The sequence below is a fragment of the Streptomyces ortus genome, assembly GCF_026341275.1.
Taxonomy (GTDB): Bacteria; Actinomycetota; Actinomycetes; order Streptomycetales; family Streptomycetaceae; genus Streptomyces; species Streptomyces ortus.
Map to the genome: position 1 here is coordinate 2,367,475 of NZ_JAIFZO010000002.1, position 15,882 is coordinate 2,383,356.

Sequence of the window (15,882 nt, forward strand, 5' to 3'; positions counted from 1 at the left end):
GGCAGTTGATGTGCGACCGGTGACCGGCGGGACCCGTTTCTGAGGTTCACGGCCGCTTCCGCAGCCGTCGGTCCAGTGCCATCGAGAGTTCCGCCTCCACCACGCTCTTCGCCAGGGGGCGCAGGCGTTGGAGGTCTTCCGGGGTGCGGTCCGTGGTGAGGACCAGGTCGGTGAACAGCTCGGCCAGCGCGTCGGCGTGTTCGCGTACGCGCAGGGCCGCCGCGAGGATGTCCGCGAGCGGGATGCCCTCGCGGACGAGCGCCGCCGAGGTGTCCAGGAGCCGGCGGCTGATGTGGACGATGTCCGTGCCGTCGGTGGCGAGGTAGCCGAGGTCCAGGGACGCGGCGAGGTTCTCCGGGGTCGCCTGGCCCGCGAAGACGTCGGCCAGTTCCTCGGGGGAGAGGCGGACCGGGGTCTCCTCCGTGGGTACGCCGAGCCCCAGCAGTTCACCCACGTCACGGCCGTGGTCGAACGCCTCGGCCAGTTCCGCGATGCCGTTGAGGGTGTGGCCGCGCTCCAGGAGGGCGGCGATCGTGCGCAGCCGGGCGAGGTGGTCCTCGTCGTACCAGGCGATGCGGCCCTCGCGGCGCGGTGGCGGGATCAGCTTCCGCTCGCGGTAGAAGCGCAGCGTGCGCACGGTGATGCCGGCCTCCTGGGCCAGCTCCTCCATTCGGTACTCCCGCTTGTCCGCCACATCGGCACCCTATGTCGTACCGCCGGTCGTACCGCCAGTCGTGGCGCTGGTCGTACCGTCGGTAACTTTCCTGCGCGCAACCCCTACCCATGAGTACGGAGCTGTTCTAGTCTCCCATTGCGCCAGTGTTCACTGGCGCGGTCGTATGTGGCACGGACGCGGCATGGAGGCATCGGGATGACCGAGCACGAACATGTACGGGTGGCGGTGATCGGCTCCGGTTTCGCCGGGCTGGGAGCCGCCGTGCGGCTGCGCCGCGAGGGCGTCACCGACTTCGTCGTCCTGGAGCGGGCCGACAGCGTGGGCGGGACCTGGCGGGACAACAGCTATCCCGGCTGCGCCTGCGACGTGCCCTCCCACCTCTACTCGTTCTCCTTCGCGCCCAACCCCGACTGGCCGCGCACCTTCTCCGGGCAGGAACACATCCGCGCCTATCTGGAGCACGTCACCGACGTCTTCGGGCTGCGGGCCCATCTGCGCCTCAACACCGAGGTGAAGCTGATGACGTGGGACGGCGAGCGGCTGCGCTGGGTGATCGAGACCGGCAGCGGCACCCTCACCGCCGACCTCGTGGTCTCCGCCACCGGGGCGCTCTCCGACCCCAAGATGCCGGACGTGCCGGGGCTAGACACCTTCCCCGGCAAGGTCTTCCACTCGGCCCGCTGGGACCACGGCTACGACCTGCGCGGCAAGCGGGTCGCGGTGATCGGCACCGGCGCCTCGGCCATCCAGATCGTCCCGGCGATCCAGCCCGAGGTCGCGAAGCTGACCCTCTTCCAGCGCACCCCGCCCTGGGTGCTGCCGCGTGTGGACCGGGCCGTCAGCGGCGCCGAGCGCCTGCTGCACCGGACGCTGCCCGTCACGGCCCGGCTGCGGCGCGGACTCCTGTGGGGGATCCGGGAGTTGCAGGTCCAGGCGTTCACCAAGCGTCCGAACGAGCTGGGGCTGGTCGAGCGGGTCGCCGAGCGGAACATGTTCCGGGCCATCAAGGATCCGGAACTGCGGTCCAAGCTGACCCCGTCCTACCGCATCGGCTGCAAGCGCATCCTGCTGTCCAGCACGTACTACCCGGCCCTCGCGAAGCCCAACGTGGACGTCGTCGCGAGCGGACTCCGGGAGATCCACGGCTCCACCGTCGTCGCCGCCGACGGCACCGGGACCGAGGTCGACGCGATCGTCTTCGGTACGGGGTTCCACGTCACCGACATGCCCATCGCCGACCGGGTCGTCGGCGCGGAGGGGAAGACGCTCGCCGAGGCGTGGTCGGCGTCCGGCATGCGGTCGCTGCGGGGCGCGACCGCCGCCGGGTTCCCCAACTGGCTGACGATCGTCGGACCCAACACGGGCCTCGGGAACTCCAGCATGATCCTGATGATCGAGTCCCAGCTGAACTACCTGGCCGACTACGTACGGCAGTTGGACGTGCTCGGCGGCCGGGCCGCCCTCGACGCGCGCCCCGCCGCGGTCGACGCCTGGAACGACCGCGTCCAGAAGCGCATGGAGCGGACGGTCTGGTCCACGGGCGGCTGCACCAGCTGGTACCTCGACGAGAACGGCGTCAACACGACCGTCTGGCCGGGCACGACCACCGAGTTCCGGGGCGCGACCAGGCACGTGGATCTGGCGGAGTACGACCTGATCCGGCGACCCGCGCCCACACCCGAACCCGTTCCCGAACCTGTTCCCGAACCCGTTCCCGAACCTGTTCCCGAACCCGTTCCCGAATCCGTTCCCGAATCCGAATTCGTACCGGCATCGGCCGCGCAGCCCGCGAAACCGGCCGCCCGTACCAAGAAGAAGGCCGAGGCAGAAGCATGAGCCGACTGACGCGCGAGGCCGCCGGCCCCTACGCGCCGCCCGTCCCCGCACGCGAGCTGACCGCGGTCTCCGCCGACGGAGCACGGTTGCACGTCGAGGTGCACGGAGCCGTGGACGACCCGGCCGCCCCCGCGGTGGTGCTCGCGCACGGCTGGACGTGCTCGACCGCCTTCTGGGCGGCGCAGATACGGGATCTCGCCGCCGACCACCGGGTGATCGTCTACGACCAGCGCGGACACGGGCGCAGTCCCGCCAGCCCCGCGTGCAGCACGGACGGGCTCGCCGACGACCTGGAGGCGGTGCTCGCGGCCACCCTCGCGCCGGGCGAGAAGGCGGTTCTCGTCGGGCACTCCATGGGCGGGATGACGCTGATCGCCGCGTCGGAGCGGGCCGGGTTCCGTGAGCACGCCGCCGCGGTACTCCTGTGCAGCACGGGCAGTTCAGGGCTGGTCGCCGAGTCGCTGATGCTGCCGATGCGGCCCGGCCGGTCGCGTACCTGGCTGACGAAGCGGATCCTCGGGTCGCGGGCGCCGCTCGGACCGGTCACACCGCTCGCCCGGCGGATCCTCAAGTACGGGACCATGGGGCCCGGTTCGGCGCCGGTCATGGTCGAGGCGTGCGCGCGGATCGTGCACGCGTGTCCCCGGCAGGTGCGGTATTCCTGGTCGAAGGTGCTCGACCTGCTCGATCTCGACCACGCGGTAAGGGAGTTGCACGTGCCCACCGCGGTCGTGGTCGGTACGGCCGACCGGCTGACGCCCCCCGTGCACGCACGCTCCCTGGTCGCCGCGCTGCCGAACTGCGTCGGCTCCACCGAGCTGCCCGGAATCGGGCACATGACCCCCATCGAGGCACCCGACCTGGTCACCGCCCGGATACGGGAACTCGTCGCCAACTACGCAGTGCTCAAGGAGGGCGCATGAGCAGGGTCGGTCTTCAAGGACAGGTCGCCGTCGTCACGGGGGCCGCGCGGGGTGTCGGGGAACTCCTCGCCCGCAAGCTCTCCGCGCGCGGCGCCACCGTCGCGCTCGTAGGTCTCGAACCCGAGGAACTGAAGGGTGTCTCCGAGCGGCTGCACGGCGAGAGCGGGTACTGGCACGCCGACGTCACCGACCACGAGGCGATGGCGGAGGTCGCGCGGGAGGTGAAGGCGCGGTTCGGGAAGGTCGACATCGTCGTCGCCAACGCCGGGGTCGCCAACGGCGGTCCTTTCGTCGACTCCGACCCGGTCGCCTGGCGGCGGGTCATCGAGGTGAACCTCATCGGTTCGGCCGTCACCGCCCGGGCCTTCCTGCCCGTCCTCATGGAGAGCCGCGGCTATCTGCTCCAGATCGCCTCGCTCGCCGCGATCACGCCCGCGCCGATGATGAGCGCGTACTGCGCGTCCAAGTCGGGCGTCGAGGCGTACGCGCACAGCCTGCGGGCCGAGGTCGGGTACAAGGGCGTACGCGTCGGGGTCGGGTACCTCTCCTGGACCGACACCGACATGGTGCGCGGGGCCGACCAGGACGACGTCATGCGGGAGTTGCGGCAGCGGCTGCCGTGGCCCGCCAACAAGACGTACCCGCTCGGTCCCGCCGTCGACCGGATCGTGGCCGGGATCGAGCGCAGGTCCAGCCATGTGTACGGGCAGTGGTGGCTGCGCGGGATGCAGGGGATACGGGGATACCTTCCGGCGCTCATCGGGACCGTCGGGCAGCGGGAGATGCGGCGGTTCGCACCGCGGCTGGGGAGTGTCGGGACGGGGCTCGTCGGTGCGGGCGGGGAGGCTGACGAGACGGGTCGGACCACGGGGGAGGAAACCGGGCAGGACAAGGTCGGAACACTGTGAGTCACCGACCGTAACTGACCGAAATGCGCGTGATGTCCGGGCGTGTCACGCTGGTCGAGGCCCAACCCCCTCACCCAAAACGGGAGTGAACCTCATGGCCATGAAGGACCAGTTCCAGGACAAGACCGACGAGCTTCAGCGCAACGCGAAGCAGCGGCTCGGCGAGCGTCGTGACCAGGTGGGCGAGCGTGGGCAGCAGATGCCCGAGCGTGAGCGTCCCGCCGAGCGGGAGCGGCCCGACCGTGAGCGGCCCGAGCGGTCTGAGCGACCGGAGCGGTCGGAGCGGTCTGAGCGGCGTGACGAGTTCGACGTCTGAGACGTCCGACTCGGCTGAGCTTTCAGCGTTCGGCCTTGGCCGGAATTGACGTGGGGTGCCCTCTTCTGTGGGGTGCCCCACGTTTTTCGTTGTCTGTGGGGGCGCGTTGGTGGGTGGGGGGTGGTTGCGCAGTTCCCCGCGCCCCTGAAGGGCGAAAGGACTGCGCCGTTCCCCGCGCCCCCAAAAGTGCGCCCCTGAAAGTGCGCTCCTGACGGGCGCCCCGTCAGGGGTGCGGGGAACTGCGCGGCCCGCCCCTACCGCCCGCAGGATGCAGCGACTCGGTCAGTCCCACCCTTCTCCATCCCCCCGGCAGGGGCGAGGTGGCAGCCGGGGGCGGGACCGGTCGGGGAGGTTCGTGTAGGGGGGTGGGGTCGCCGCCGGGTGAAGGGCCAGCAGGTCCAGAGCCAGCCGCACCGCGTCGTCCAACTGCGCGTGCCGCCCCTCCGCCCAGTCGAGAGGTGTACGCAGCACCTCCAGGTCAGGAGCGACCCCGTGGTTCTCCACACCCCACCCGTACGCGTCGAAGAACGCCGCGTTCATCGGAACCGTGATGACCGACCCGTCCCCCAGTTCGTGGCGCCCGGTCATCCCGACCACCCCGCCCCACGTGCGCTGCCCCACCACCGGCCCCAGTTTCAGCAGTTTGAAGGCGGCGGTGATCATGTCGCCGTCCGACGAGGTCATCTCGTCGGCCAGCGCGACCACCGGCCCGCGCGGGGCGTTGGACGCGTACGACACCGGCTGCGCGTTGCGGGTCAGGTCCCAGCCCATGATCGTACGGGTGAGTTTCTCGATGACCAGCTCGCTGATGTGGCCGCCCGCGTTGCCGCGTACGTCGACGATGAGGGCGGGCCGTGACACCTCCATCCGCAGATCGCGGTTGAACTGGGCCCAGCCCGAGCCCCCCATGTCGGGGATGTGCAGATAGCCGCACCGGCCGCCGCTCAACTCCCGTACCACAGCGCGGCGTTTGGCCACCCAGTCCTGGTAGCGGAGCGGGCGCTCGTCGACCAGGGGGACCACCGCCACCCGGCGCGAACACCCCGTACTCGCCCTACTCGCCGTACTCGCCGTATTCGTCGTACTCCCCGAGTCCTCCGCCGGGGTGAAGGTGAGTTCCACCGTCGTACCGCCCGCCCCCGCGAGCAGCGGGAACGGGCCGGTGACCGGGTCCACCGGCCGCCCGTCCACATGCGTCAGCCGCGCGCCCTCGCGGATGCCCGTACCGGCCAGCGGTGAGCGCGCCTTGGAGTCGGAGGAGTCACCGGGCAGGATGCGCTTGACGACCCAGTTCCCGTCCCTGCGGACGAAGTTGGCGCCCAGCAGGCCCTGGGGGCGCTGGTAGTGCGGCGGCCCTTCGTTGCGCCGCGCGGCGACCACGTACGCGTGCGAGGTGCCCAGTTCGCCCAGTACCTCGCGGAGCAGGTCCGCGAACTCGTCCGGGGACGCGACCCGTTCGACCAGCGGACGGTACTGGTCGAGGACGCCCGGCCAGTCGATGCCGCACATGCCGGGTTCCCAGAAGTACGCGTGGATGAGGCGGCCCGCCTCGGCGTACGCCTGACGCCATTCCGCGGCCGGGTCGGCCTCGTGCAGGATGCGGCGCAGGTCGATCCAGACGGTCGTGTCCCCGTCGCCCGGCTCGGTGGACGGGACGGCCCGCAGCTCTCCCTCGTCGATCACGACGAGTCGGCTGCCGTCGCCGCTGGGCGCGAACCAGTCGAGGTGGTCGACGAGTTCGGACTTCTTCGCCTTGGCGAGGTTGAAGTACTCCAGGGTCGGCCGGCCGCTGGTGTCGTCCGGGTTCGCGAACGTCTCGCCCAGCGCCCCCGAGATCGGCCAGCGCAGCCAGACGAGCCCGCCGCCCGCGACCGGGTACAGCGCCGAGTACTTGGAGGCCGTGACCGGGAACGGCGTCACCCGGCTCTCCAGACCCTCGGTCTCGACGGTCACCGTCCCCGGCCCCCCGTCCCCGCCTCCACCGCCCTCGTCGTCCAGGCCGCCGGCCGCCGGGCGGCCCTCGGGGGTCAGCGCGAACGGGGACGGGGTCGCCGAGGACAGCGGTACGAGGTACGGGCGGCAGCCCAGCGGGAAGGAGAGGTCGCCGGTGTGGACGTCGTACACCGGGTCGAAGCCGCGCCAGGAGAGGAAGGCGAGGAAGCGGCCGTCGCGGGTGAAGACCGGGTTCTCGTCCTCGAATCGGCCGTTGGTGACGTCGACCACCGTGCGGGCGCCGGGCCCGTCGATCCGCGCCAGCTTGATCTGGCGGAGGGTGCGGCCGATGCCCGGATGCGACCAGGTCAGCCAGGTGCCGTCGGGGGAGAAGGCGAGGTCGCGTACGGGCCCGTTGACGGACCGGACGAGTTCAGTGACCCCACCGGTCCCGCCCCTCTCGCCCCCCTCATCCCTCTCACCCCTCTCACCCTCCTTGTCCTTGTCTTCGTCCTCGTTCTCGTTCTCGTCCTCGTCCACGGTGAGCAGCAGCAGGCGGCCGTCGTGCGCGGCGATCGCGAGTCGTTCGCCCTTCGGGTCGGAGACGAGTTCCAGGACGCGGCCCAGCCTCCCCGCGGCCAGCCGGCGGGGCTCGCGGGCACCCGTCGCACGCGGCAGATACGCGATCTCGACGGCGTCCTCGCCCTCCGCGTCCGTCACGTACGCCACCTGCCCGCCGCTGCCGAGCATCTCCGGCAGCCGGACGCGGACGCCCGGGGTGTCGGCGATGGTGCGCGCCGGGCCGTCGCGGTGCGTGAGCCAGTACAGGCTGCCGCGGACGACGACCGCGCTCGCCCGGCCCGTCTCGTCCACGGAGATCCCGTCGACGTGCTGGGCGGCCGGCACCTGGTAGGGGCGGCGTCCCGCGCGCGGCCCGCCGAGCCGGACGTCGAGGCGGCGCGGCCGGGCGTCCGCGGCCAGGTCGTCGACGATCCACAGATCGCCCGCGCACTGGTAGACGACGCGGCTGCCGTCGCTGGACGCGTGCCGGGCGTAGAACGCGTCGTGATCGGTGTGGCGCCGCAGGCCGGAGCCGTCGTGCAGGCACGAGTACAGGTTGCCGACGCCCTCGTGGTCGGAGAGGAAGGCGATCCGGTCACCGACGAACATCGGCGAGTCCAGGTGCCCGTCGAGGTCGGCGAGCAGGCGCCGGCCGTGCAGCCAGAGCCGCCCGGTGGCGCCACCGCGGTAGCGCTTCCAGGCGGCGGGCTCGTGCGGGGGCGTACCGGTGAGGAGCAGGGTCCTGCGCTCGCCGTCGACATCGGCGACCGCGAGGTCGGAGACCGGGCCCCACGGCAGTTTGCGGCCGGGCTCGCCGTCGACCGGCACGCTGTAGGCCCAGGTGTAGTAGGAGAAGGGCTCCCCGTGCGAGGCGACGGCGAGGATCTCGCAGGTGCCTTCCGCGTCGGGGGGCGACCAGCCGCAGACCCGGGTGTCGGCGTTGCCCCAGTAGGTGAGCCGCCGGGCGGGGCCGCCGTCGACGGGGGCCAGGTGGATCTCCGGCACGAGACTGCGCCAGGTCGTGTACGCGAGGTGCCGTCCGTCGGGGGAGAAGCGCGGGTGGCTGACCTTGGTCCGGTCAACGGTCACCCGCCAGGCGCGGCCGGGCCCGTCGAGGGGGGCCACCCAGAGATCGTCCTCGGCCACGAAGCAGAGCCGGTCCCCGCCGAGATGCGGGAACCGCAGGTAGGAGGCGGAACCGCGGCCGGCCCCGGACGCGTACGTGTACTCGTTCCCGGTCTCGTTCTCGTCGCTCACCCACCCATGCTTTTCCGGTGGGCGGGGCCCGGCAACTCGTGGTCGCGGACGGACGCGTGACCCACCACACGTACGAAACGGTTTCGTTTCGTTGACGTGCAGGGTATCTTCGGGGGAGTACGAGACAGTTTCGTTCGAATGGAAGCGGTGAATGGGATGGCTGAGACAGCAACGACGCGTCGCAGCCGGCTCACGCCCGAGCGCGAGGCCGAGTTGTACGAGGCCGTGCTCGACCTGCTCCGGGAGGTCGGTTACGACTCCCTGACCATGGACGCCGTGGCGGCCCGCACCCGGTCGAGCAAGGCCACCCTCTACCGCCAGTGGGGCGGCAAGGCCGAACTGGTCGCCAGGTCGGTCCGGCACCACAAACCGACCGGCCTCGCCAGCGTGGACACCGGTTCCCTGCGGGGGGACCTGCACGCGATGACGACCCGCCAGGGCGACTGTGAGATGGAGCAGAACTCCTCCCTCATGCGCGCCCTGGGGACGGCGGCCCACTCGAACCCCGAGCTGCTGACCGCCCTGAGGGAGTGGCTGGTCGAACCGGAACTGGGGGAGATGCGCCAGGTGGTGCAGCGTGCCGTCGACCGCGGCGAGGTCCGTGCGGACAACCGCGCGATCGACTACGTGCTGCACATGATCATCGGGGCCTTCGTGGCCCGGACGATGATCGACGACGAGCCGCCCACGCAGGCGTTCCTCGCCTCGTACATCGACGCGGTGGTCGTCCCCGCCCTCGTCGCCTGATTGCGCTCCCGCCCGACTCGGCGGCGGTGGCGGTGACCGTGACGGTTGTAGTCGTCATGACGGCGGTCTTCGGCGGCTTCATCGGCTGCCTCGCCATCGGTGGGCTCGCCATCGGCCGGCTTTCCGTCGGCCGGCTTTCCGTCGGCCGGTCCGGCGACCCGCGCCGCGCACACCCCGCAACCCGTTCGCCTGCGTCGTACACGCACCGCTAGCGTGCCGGGTATGACGACGAGCGCCGCTGACGGCACCGAAGAGTCCGGAGCCCACCCCCGTTTCGCCGAGGCCGCGCGGAAGTTGGGTCTCGACGACCTGCTCCCGCGGATCCGCCGCTTCCCCGAGGCGACCCGTACCGCCGCCGAGGCCGCCGCCGCACTCGGCTGCGAACTCAGCGAGATCTGCAAGTCGTTGATCTTCGCCGCGGACGGCGTCCCGGTCCTCGTCCTGATGGACGGCTCGTCCCGCGTGGACCTCGAACTCGTCCAGCACGCGCTGGGCGCCGAGAAGGTCACCAGGGCCAGGGCGGATCTCGTACGGGAGACGACCGGTTACGCGATCGGCGGCGTCCCTCCCTTCGGACACCGCAGCAAGACCCGTGTCCTGGCCGACCGTTCGCTGCTGGACCACGACATCGTGTGGGCCGCCGCGGGCACCCCGTACTCCGTGTTCCCGATGGCCCCGAGGACCCTGGTCGACCATGCCGGCGGCACCCTGGTGGACGTCCGGGAGCGGACCGCGTGACTCCGCTGGTCACCGCGGCCGTCCTGGTCGCGGCGGTCACCCACGCCGGCTGGAACGCGATAGCCCACCGGATCACCGACAAGCTGGTCGGATTCACACTGATAGCGGGCGGCGGCGCCCTCATCGGCCTGGCCATGATTCCGTTCGTACCGTTCCCGGCCGCGGGGGCCTGGCCGTACCTGATCGCCTCGGCGGTCATCCACGTCGCGTACTACGTCCTCCTCATGCGTTCCTTCCGCCTGGGCGACTTCGGCCAGGCGTACCCGATCGCGCGCGGCACCGCGCCCCTGGTGGTCACCCTGTTCGCGGCCCTCTTCGCCCACGAGGTGCCCGACGGCTGGGCGGCGGCGGGCATCGCGGTGTCGTGCGCGGGCCTGACCGGCGTCGCGCTGTGGGGCCTGCGCGGGAGCCGGCCGAACTGGGCGGCGATCGTCGCGGCGCTCGCGACCGGCCTGACCATCGCGGCCTACACGGTCGTGGACGGCCTGGGCGTACGCGCCTCGGGCTCCTCCCTCGCCTACATCGCCTGGCTGATGGCGGTGGAGGGGGTGGCCGTCCCGGCGTACGCGCTGCACCGCTGGCGCGGCGAACTCCTCCCCGTACTACGCCCGTTCGCCGCGGTGGGCCTCCTCGGCGCGGCCCTGTCCGTCGCCGCGTACGGCCTGGTCCTGTGGGCCCAGACCCGCGCGGAACTGGCCCCGGTGGCGGCGCTGCGCGAGTCGAGCATCATCGTGGGGGCGGCCATCGGAGCGGTGTTCTTCAAGGAGAGATTCGGCGCCCCACGCATCGCGGCGGCGGGGCTGGTGGTGGTCGGGATCGGGCTGATGCTGCACGCGGGGTAGGCGGGTGGCGGCGGCCGTCCGTCGTTCCTCCGGTGCGCCGGTCCATCCGGCGGGCCACCGCACAGCCGGACCGTTGGATGGCCCAGGCACCTCCGTGCCCGGCATACGCGCGCTGGCCGAAAGACCCAGGGGGCCGGGCCCCTCCTGTTGAGTGCGGACCGATGTGGGTAGAACCCCCGTAACCGTGGCGGGCCGTTGGCTTTTCGTGTGCCTGGAGGATGGTCCGCTCCTGCCCTCCAGGCTTTTCGTGATCGTGAATGTGGCGTGATGCCGCTTGGAGGGCCGGTGTTGGACGAGGGACTTGCCTCGGTTTCATGGCGAAAGAGCACGTACAGTGAGACCGGCAACGACAACTGCTGTGAAGTTGCTTTTCTTGCGACCGAGGTCAAGGTGCGCGACTCCAAGCTCCCCGAGAGGGCAGTACTCGGCTTCACTCGGTCGGCGTGGCAGATCGCGGTAGCGCACTTCGGCAGTCCACCGTCTGTCGGGGGTGGCCATGAACACATCTGATCCAGCCGCGTGCGGCGCGCGTGCACGGCCCGGGCGCAAGGAATTCACGGCCTATTGCGCGGTGACCGCGACGCTCGCCACCACGGCCGGCGCGGCCGCGTCCCTGCTGGGCAGGGAAATGGCTGTCCGGTTCCTCGTGTGGGGGCTGGTCCTGCTGGTGGTCACCGTCGCTGCCGGCTGGTGGTGGGCCTCGTCGCCCGCTACGGCTCATCGGTGGACGGTGGGTCTCTTGGTGCGTCCGGTAGCGAGGGGCGCACCGACTCGAATGCCTTCGCGAAAGTTTTGATCAGAACGACGGCGAGACTGAGGCTGCCTCCCAGACATATCTCGGGCGGGATTCCTGTCTGCACTCCGGCATAGACGATCAGCGAGAGGGTCATCGAGGAGAACAGGGCGAGCGCGGTCAGATTGCGCAGCACTCGGATCAGATCGTCCGTGTGGGCTCTGCGGCGGCGTATCGCGTTCTCGGTCTCGTCATGACGTAGGCGTCGCAGCCGAGCGCAGGCATCGTCGCTGGCGATGCCCGACGAGGTCAGGGAGCTTGGCACCGACGGTTCGCAGGTGGGAGCCTTGTCCACGGGGCGGGAGATCGTGGGGGAGCGGCCGACGCCCGCACGACGGTCTTCTCGCCTCCGTTTCGCTTTCGCCATAGCCTTGTGCCCCCGTCGGTGCCTGGTCGGAATCAGGAACGGCTCAGTTGGTCCAGGAGTTCATCAAGCAGTGCGACGGTCTGGTCCTGGTCGAGTGCTTTGTCGGTCAGGTCTTCGAAGCACTCCTGGAAACGGGCGACCATGACACGGTTGTCCCGGTTGGTGAGAACGCCACCGGGCCCGGCCACGTACAGAACGTCCTCGTCGTCGTGAAAACTGAGGAGGATGAAGCTGTTCTCCAGGCTGTCGTGGGCTCCGGCGCTGAAGGGCAGTGCTCGGATGGAGACACTGTTGCCGGTGGCCAACTCCTTGATGTGGGCCAGTTGCTGGCGCATGGTGCTCGCCCCGCCGACGAGTCGACGCAGCGCCGATTCATCGATGATCACCTCCATGGACAGGCCGTTCTCGCTGAAGACGTGATCCTGCCGAGCGGTCCGGAGATCGATGACCCGCTGGCGGGGCGTGGTGGGAGGCGAGGCGTCGAAGAAGGCGGTCATGTAGTCCGTGGTCTGCAACAGGCCAGGAATCATTGTCGGGTGGTATGTGCGCATGCCGTCGGCTGAGTTCTCGTAGCCCAGGTACTGGGCGAAGGGCGGGCTGATGATGTCGTTGTACTCGGACCACCAGGACTGACCCTTGCTGCCGCGGGCTGCTTGTTCCAGCTGTTCGACAAGCGCGTCGTCAGTCACCTCGTACAGGCGAAGCATCGCCTGCAGGTCGGTGACCGACAGGCTGACCGTGCCCGCCTCAATGCGAATGATCTTCGACAGAGACCAGTCCAGCCGCTCCGCAGCTTCCCGCTGCGTCAGGCTCGTCTTGTCGCGCGCGACCTTCAGCGCCAGGCGTAGCTTGCGGCGGTTGAGGCTGGGGTCAGAGGCGGTAGGCACGGTGTGCTCCTTTACGGGTGACGCTGGACGCGCCGAAAAGGTGCAACCTGCCGAACGCGACCCAGCGGAAGGTCAGGTCTGCGTGCGTGCTGAAAGGTGCCGCAGTTCGCTCGTGACCTTACCCGTTCGAAGGCGCCAGCCTGACACATTCGAACGAAGTTCATCCATCTGGAGCCTTACAATTGCGTAGGGCGGGATGCTGTCCTCGGGATGCTTCTACCCAAAAGACATATGTCTAATCGACCGGCTGAGCGATGGTGTGCGAAGGTGACGCACGTCACGTGTAGGCAGGGGCTCTCCGTGGCGATGCACGTCGGGGTGGCCTGGTGCGCCACCGCCCGCCCCCGTTGTCTGTCGTCGCCTAGAGCGACAACGCGCCCCGCAGCGCCCGTACCAACCCCTGCGCCCGCGGATCCGCCGTGACCGATTTGCGGAAGCCGTTCGTGACGTAGCCGAAGGCGATTCCCGACTCCGGGGCCGCGAAGCCCAGGGAGCCGCCGCGGCCCGGGTGGCCGAAGGAGCCCGCGGCCAGGAACGGGGACGCCGAGCCGTGGAGCATGTACCCGAGGCCGAAGCTCGTGTTGATCACCAGGACGCGGTCCGGGCCCGCCGACTCCCGCGCGCGAGCCGCCGCCAGGGTCGGTGCCGTGAACAGGCGCGTGCCGCCGTCCACTTCGCCGATCAGGGACGCGTAGAAGCGCGCCAGCCCGTCCGCCGTCGCGATGCCGTTCGTCGCGGGGAGCTCCGCCGCCCGGTACGCGGGGTCGTTCTGGTCCGGGAACGGGGCGATCGCCGCGAAGGCCCGCCGGGTGAGGGAGTCGGGGTCCTCGTAGGCCTCCACCACCGACTGCTTCGGGCGGGCCCGCAGGCCCCCGTCGCCCGCCGGGGTCTCGACGCGGCCCACCCTGCCGACCCGGACCGCCTCCTCGTCCGGCAGCCCGACCCACACGTCCGCGCCCACCGGCCCCGCGATCTCCCGCGCGATCCAGTCACCGATGCCGACCCCGGTGACGCGCCGCAGCAGCTCACCGGTCAGCCAGCCGTACGTCAGCGCGTGGTAGCCGTGGTCCGCGCCCGGCTCCCAGACCGGGGCCTGGCGGGCGACCGCCTCGGCGCCCTTCAGCGGGTCGAGCGACTCCTCGGCAGTCAGCGGCACGTCCAGGACCGGCAGTCCGGCCCGGTGCGAGAGCACATGCCGGACCAGCACCCGCTCCTTGCCCGCCGCCTTGAACTCGGGCCAGTACTCGCCCACCGGCGCGTCCAGGTCCACCTGCCCGCGCTGGTGGAGGAGGAGCAGTGCCGCCGCAGCGACGCCCTTGGTCGCCGAGCGGACGATCTGGGCGGTGCCGCGCTGCCACGGGTCATCGCCGTCGATGTCCTTGGTGCCCGCCCACAGGTCGACGACCTTGCGGCCGTCGCGGTACACGGCCACCGCCGCGCCCCGGTCGCCGAGTGTCTCGAAGTTGCGTACGAACGCCGCCCTGACCGGCTCGAAGCCCTCGGCCACTGTGCCGTTCACGTTCACGTCCACCACGTCCGTACCCTTCGCCGCGTCACGCCCCCATTGTCACCGAGCGCGGATCGAAGCCGAACGGCAGCTCCAGGCGGTGCTCCCGCATCAGCTCCTCGTCGGAGAGCAGTTCGCCGGTGCGGCCGTCCGCCGCGATCACGCCGTCGCTGAGGATCAGGGCTCGGGGGCACAGTTCGAGGGCGTACGGCAGGTCGTGCGTGACCATCAGCACGGTCACGTCCAACGAGCGCAGGATGTCGGCGAGTTCGCGCCGCGAGGCGGGGTCGAGGTTGGACGACGGCTCGTCCAGGACGAGGATCTCCGGCTCCATCGCCAGCACGGTCGCGACGGCCACCCGGCGCCGCTGGCCGAAGGAGAGGTGGTGCGGCGGCCGGTCGGCGAAGCTCTCCATGCCGACCCGTTCCAGGGCCGTGCGCACCCGAGCCTCCAGCTCCGGGCCCTTCAGTCCGGCGGACGCGGGCCCGAACGCCACGTCCTCGCGCACGCTCGGCATGAAGAGCTGGTCGTCCGGGTCCTGGAAGACGATGCCGACCTTCCGCCGGATCTCCGCCATGTGCTTCTTGCCGACGCGCAGCCCGGCGACCGTCACCGTCCCCGCGCCGCCGGTCAGGATGCCGTTGAGGTGGAGCACGAGGGTCGTCTTGCCGGCGCCGTTCGGACCGAGCAGGGCCACGCGCTCACCCCGGCCGACGCTGAAGTCCACGCCGAAGAGGGCCTGGTGCCCGTCGGGGTAGGCGAAGGCCAGCCCGGCCACCTCCAGGGAGGGGGGAGTGGGCGCGGAATCGGTCACAGGGGTCACAGGGTCCATCCCAGCAGACATACGACGAGCGCGGCGCACGGCAGGGCGAAGGCGTACGACCACTGCGCGCGCGACGCGGTCACCTCGTCGATGACCGGCATCGAACCGGCGTACCCCCGGCTGACCATGGCCAGGTGCACCCGCTCCCCGCGTTCGTAGGAGCGGATGAACAGGGCGCCGGCGGACTTGGCGAGCACGCCCCAGGAGCGGACGCCGCGGGCCTCGAAGCCGCGCGACTCCCGCGCGATCCGCATCCGCCGCATCTCGTCCGTGATGACGTCCCCGTAACGGATCATGAAGGACGCGATCTGTACGAGGAGGGGTGGCAGCCGGAGCCGCTGGAGGCCCAGCAGCAGCTCGCGCAGCTCGGTCGTGGAGGCGAGCAGGACGGACGCGGCGACCCCGAGGGTGCCCTTGGCCAGCACGTTCCAGGCGCCCCACAGGCCGTTCACGCTCAGGGACAGCCCGAGCACGTCGACCCGCTCGCCCTGCGCCACGAACGGCATCAGCACGGCGAAGGCCACGAACGGCACCTCGATCAGCAGCCGCTTCAGTACGAAGCCGGCCGGGACGCGGGCCGCGTACGCCACGGTCGCCAGCAGCAGCGCGTACAGCCCGAAGGCCCACATCGCCTCCCGCGGGGTCGAGACGACGACCAGCACGAAGGCGAAGACGGCGGCCAGCTTGGTGTGCGGCGGCAGAGCGTGCACGGGGGAGTGCCCGTGCCGGTAGAGCTTGTGCGCGTGACCGGCACCCATGTCAGCCTTCC

General features: G+C 70.8%; 16 protein-coding genes. 9 read left to right on the forward strand and 7 right to left on the reverse strand.

All coding sequences use genetic code 11. From position 1 onward, the window contains the following. Window positions 1-46: 46 nt before the first annotated feature. Window positions 47-670: a MerR family transcriptional regulator gene (locus tag K3769_RS13730; protein ID WP_267031360.1), complete on the reverse strand. Its 624-nt coding sequence runs from the start codon at window positions 668-670 to the stop codon at window positions 47-49. Window positions 671-871: 201 nt separating this feature from the next. Here K3769_RS13730 and K3769_RS13735 point away from each other — a divergent pair, with 201 nt between their 5' ends. The 4 genes from K3769_RS13735 (at window position 872) to K3769_RS13750 (ending at window position 4,659) form a co-directional block, all read left to right on the forward strand. Continuing rightward, the gene (locus K3769_RS13735; protein ID WP_267026716.1) at window positions 872-2,512 is read left to right on the forward strand and encodes a flavin-containing monooxygenase; all 1,641 of its coding nucleotides are present in this window, start codon (window positions 872-874) and stop codon (window positions 2,510-2,512) included. Further along, window positions 2,509-3,435, forward strand: a complete 927-nt coding sequence (locus tag K3769_RS13740; protein WP_267026717.1) for an alpha/beta fold hydrolase — start codon at window positions 2,509-2,511, stop codon at window positions 3,433-3,435. The genes K3769_RS13735 and K3769_RS13740 overlap by 4 nt, the downstream gene beginning before the upstream one ends. Further along, a complete protein-coding gene (locus K3769_RS13745) occupies window positions 3,432-4,343 on the forward strand; it encodes an SDR family oxidoreductase (RefSeq protein ID WP_267026718.1) in 912 nt (303 codons plus the stop codon). Before K3769_RS13740 ends, K3769_RS13745 begins: the two co-directional genes overlap by 4 nt. Window positions 4,344-4,437: 94 nt before the next feature. Next, window positions 4,438-4,659, forward strand: a complete 222-nt coding sequence (locus K3769_RS13750) for a hypothetical protein (protein ID WP_267026719.1) — start codon at window positions 4,438-4,440, stop codon at window positions 4,657-4,659. A 282-nt stretch (window positions 4,660-4,941) separates the two neighbouring features. Here K3769_RS13750 and K3769_RS13755 read toward each other — a convergent pair whose 3' ends face one another. Next, window positions 4,942-8,337: a S41 family peptidase gene (locus K3769_RS13755; protein WP_267031361.1), complete on the reverse strand. Its 3,396-nt coding sequence runs from the start codon at window positions 8,335-8,337 to the stop codon at window positions 4,942-4,944. 228 nt (window positions 8,338-8,565) lie between these two features. Between K3769_RS13755 and K3769_RS13760 the strand changes: the two genes are divergently transcribed. The 5 genes from K3769_RS13760 (at window position 8,566) to K3769_RS13780 (ending at window position 11,246) form a co-directional block, all read left to right on the forward strand. Next, a complete protein-coding gene (locus K3769_RS13760; protein ID WP_267026720.1) occupies window positions 8,566-9,156 on the forward strand; it encodes a TetR/AcrR family transcriptional regulator in 591 nt (196 codons plus the stop codon). A gap of 38 nt (window positions 9,157-9,194) precedes the next feature. After that, a complete protein-coding gene (locus tag K3769_RS13765; protein ID WP_267026721.1) occupies window positions 9,195-9,368 on the forward strand; it encodes a hypothetical protein in 174 nt (57 codons plus the stop codon). A gap of 10 nt (window positions 9,369-9,378) precedes the next feature. Further along, on the forward strand, window positions 9,379-9,894 hold the full coding sequence (locus tag K3769_RS13770; RefSeq protein WP_267026722.1) for a YbaK/EbsC family protein: 516 nt from the start codon (window positions 9,379-9,381) through the stop codon (window positions 9,892-9,894). Continuing rightward, on the forward strand, window positions 9,891-10,736 hold the full coding sequence (locus K3769_RS13775; protein ID WP_267026723.1) for an EamA family transporter: 846 nt from the start codon (window positions 9,891-9,893) through the stop codon (window positions 10,734-10,736). The genes K3769_RS13770 and K3769_RS13775 overlap by 4 nt, the downstream gene beginning before the upstream one ends. Before the next feature lie 267 nt (window positions 10,737-11,003). Next, the gene (locus tag K3769_RS13780; protein WP_267026724.1) at window positions 11,004-11,246 is read left to right on the forward strand and encodes a DUF397 domain-containing protein; all 243 of its coding nucleotides are present in this window, start codon (window positions 11,004-11,006) and stop codon (window positions 11,244-11,246) included. 200 nt (window positions 11,247-11,446) lie between these two features. Here K3769_RS13780 and K3769_RS13785 read toward each other — a convergent pair whose 3' ends face one another. The 5 genes from K3769_RS13785 to cbiQ form a co-directional block, all read right to left on the reverse strand. Next, complete coding sequence (locus K3769_RS13785) at window positions 11,447-11,824, reverse strand: hypothetical protein (protein ID WP_267026725.1); 378 nt, start codon at window positions 11,822-11,824, stop codon at window positions 11,447-11,449. A gap of 104 nt (window positions 11,825-11,928) precedes the next feature. Beyond that, complete coding sequence (locus tag K3769_RS13790; RefSeq protein ID WP_267026726.1) at window positions 11,929-12,783, reverse strand: helix-turn-helix domain-containing protein; 855 nt, start codon at window positions 12,781-12,783, stop codon at window positions 11,929-11,931. A gap of 361 nt (window positions 12,784-13,144) precedes the next feature. Further along, complete coding sequence (locus K3769_RS13795) at window positions 13,145-14,308, reverse strand: serine hydrolase domain-containing protein (protein WP_267031362.1); 1,164 nt, start codon at window positions 14,306-14,308, stop codon at window positions 13,145-13,147. A gap of 28 nt (window positions 14,309-14,336) precedes the next feature. Then, window positions 14,337-15,134 carry an energy-coupling factor ABC transporter ATP-binding protein gene (locus tag K3769_RS13800; RefSeq protein WP_267026727.1) on the reverse strand — a complete coding sequence of 266 codons (798 nt, stop codon included), beginning with the start codon at window positions 15,132-15,134 and terminating at the stop codon, window positions 14,337-14,339. After that, window positions 15,110-15,871, reverse strand: coding sequence for a cobalt ECF transporter T component CbiQ (gene cbiQ, locus K3769_RS13805; RefSeq protein WP_267026728.1), 762 nt, complete (start codon window positions 15,869-15,871; stop codon window positions 15,110-15,112). Before cbiQ ends, K3769_RS13800 begins: the two co-directional genes overlap by 25 nt. Between the last annotated feature and the right edge of the window lie 11 nt (window positions 15,872-15,882).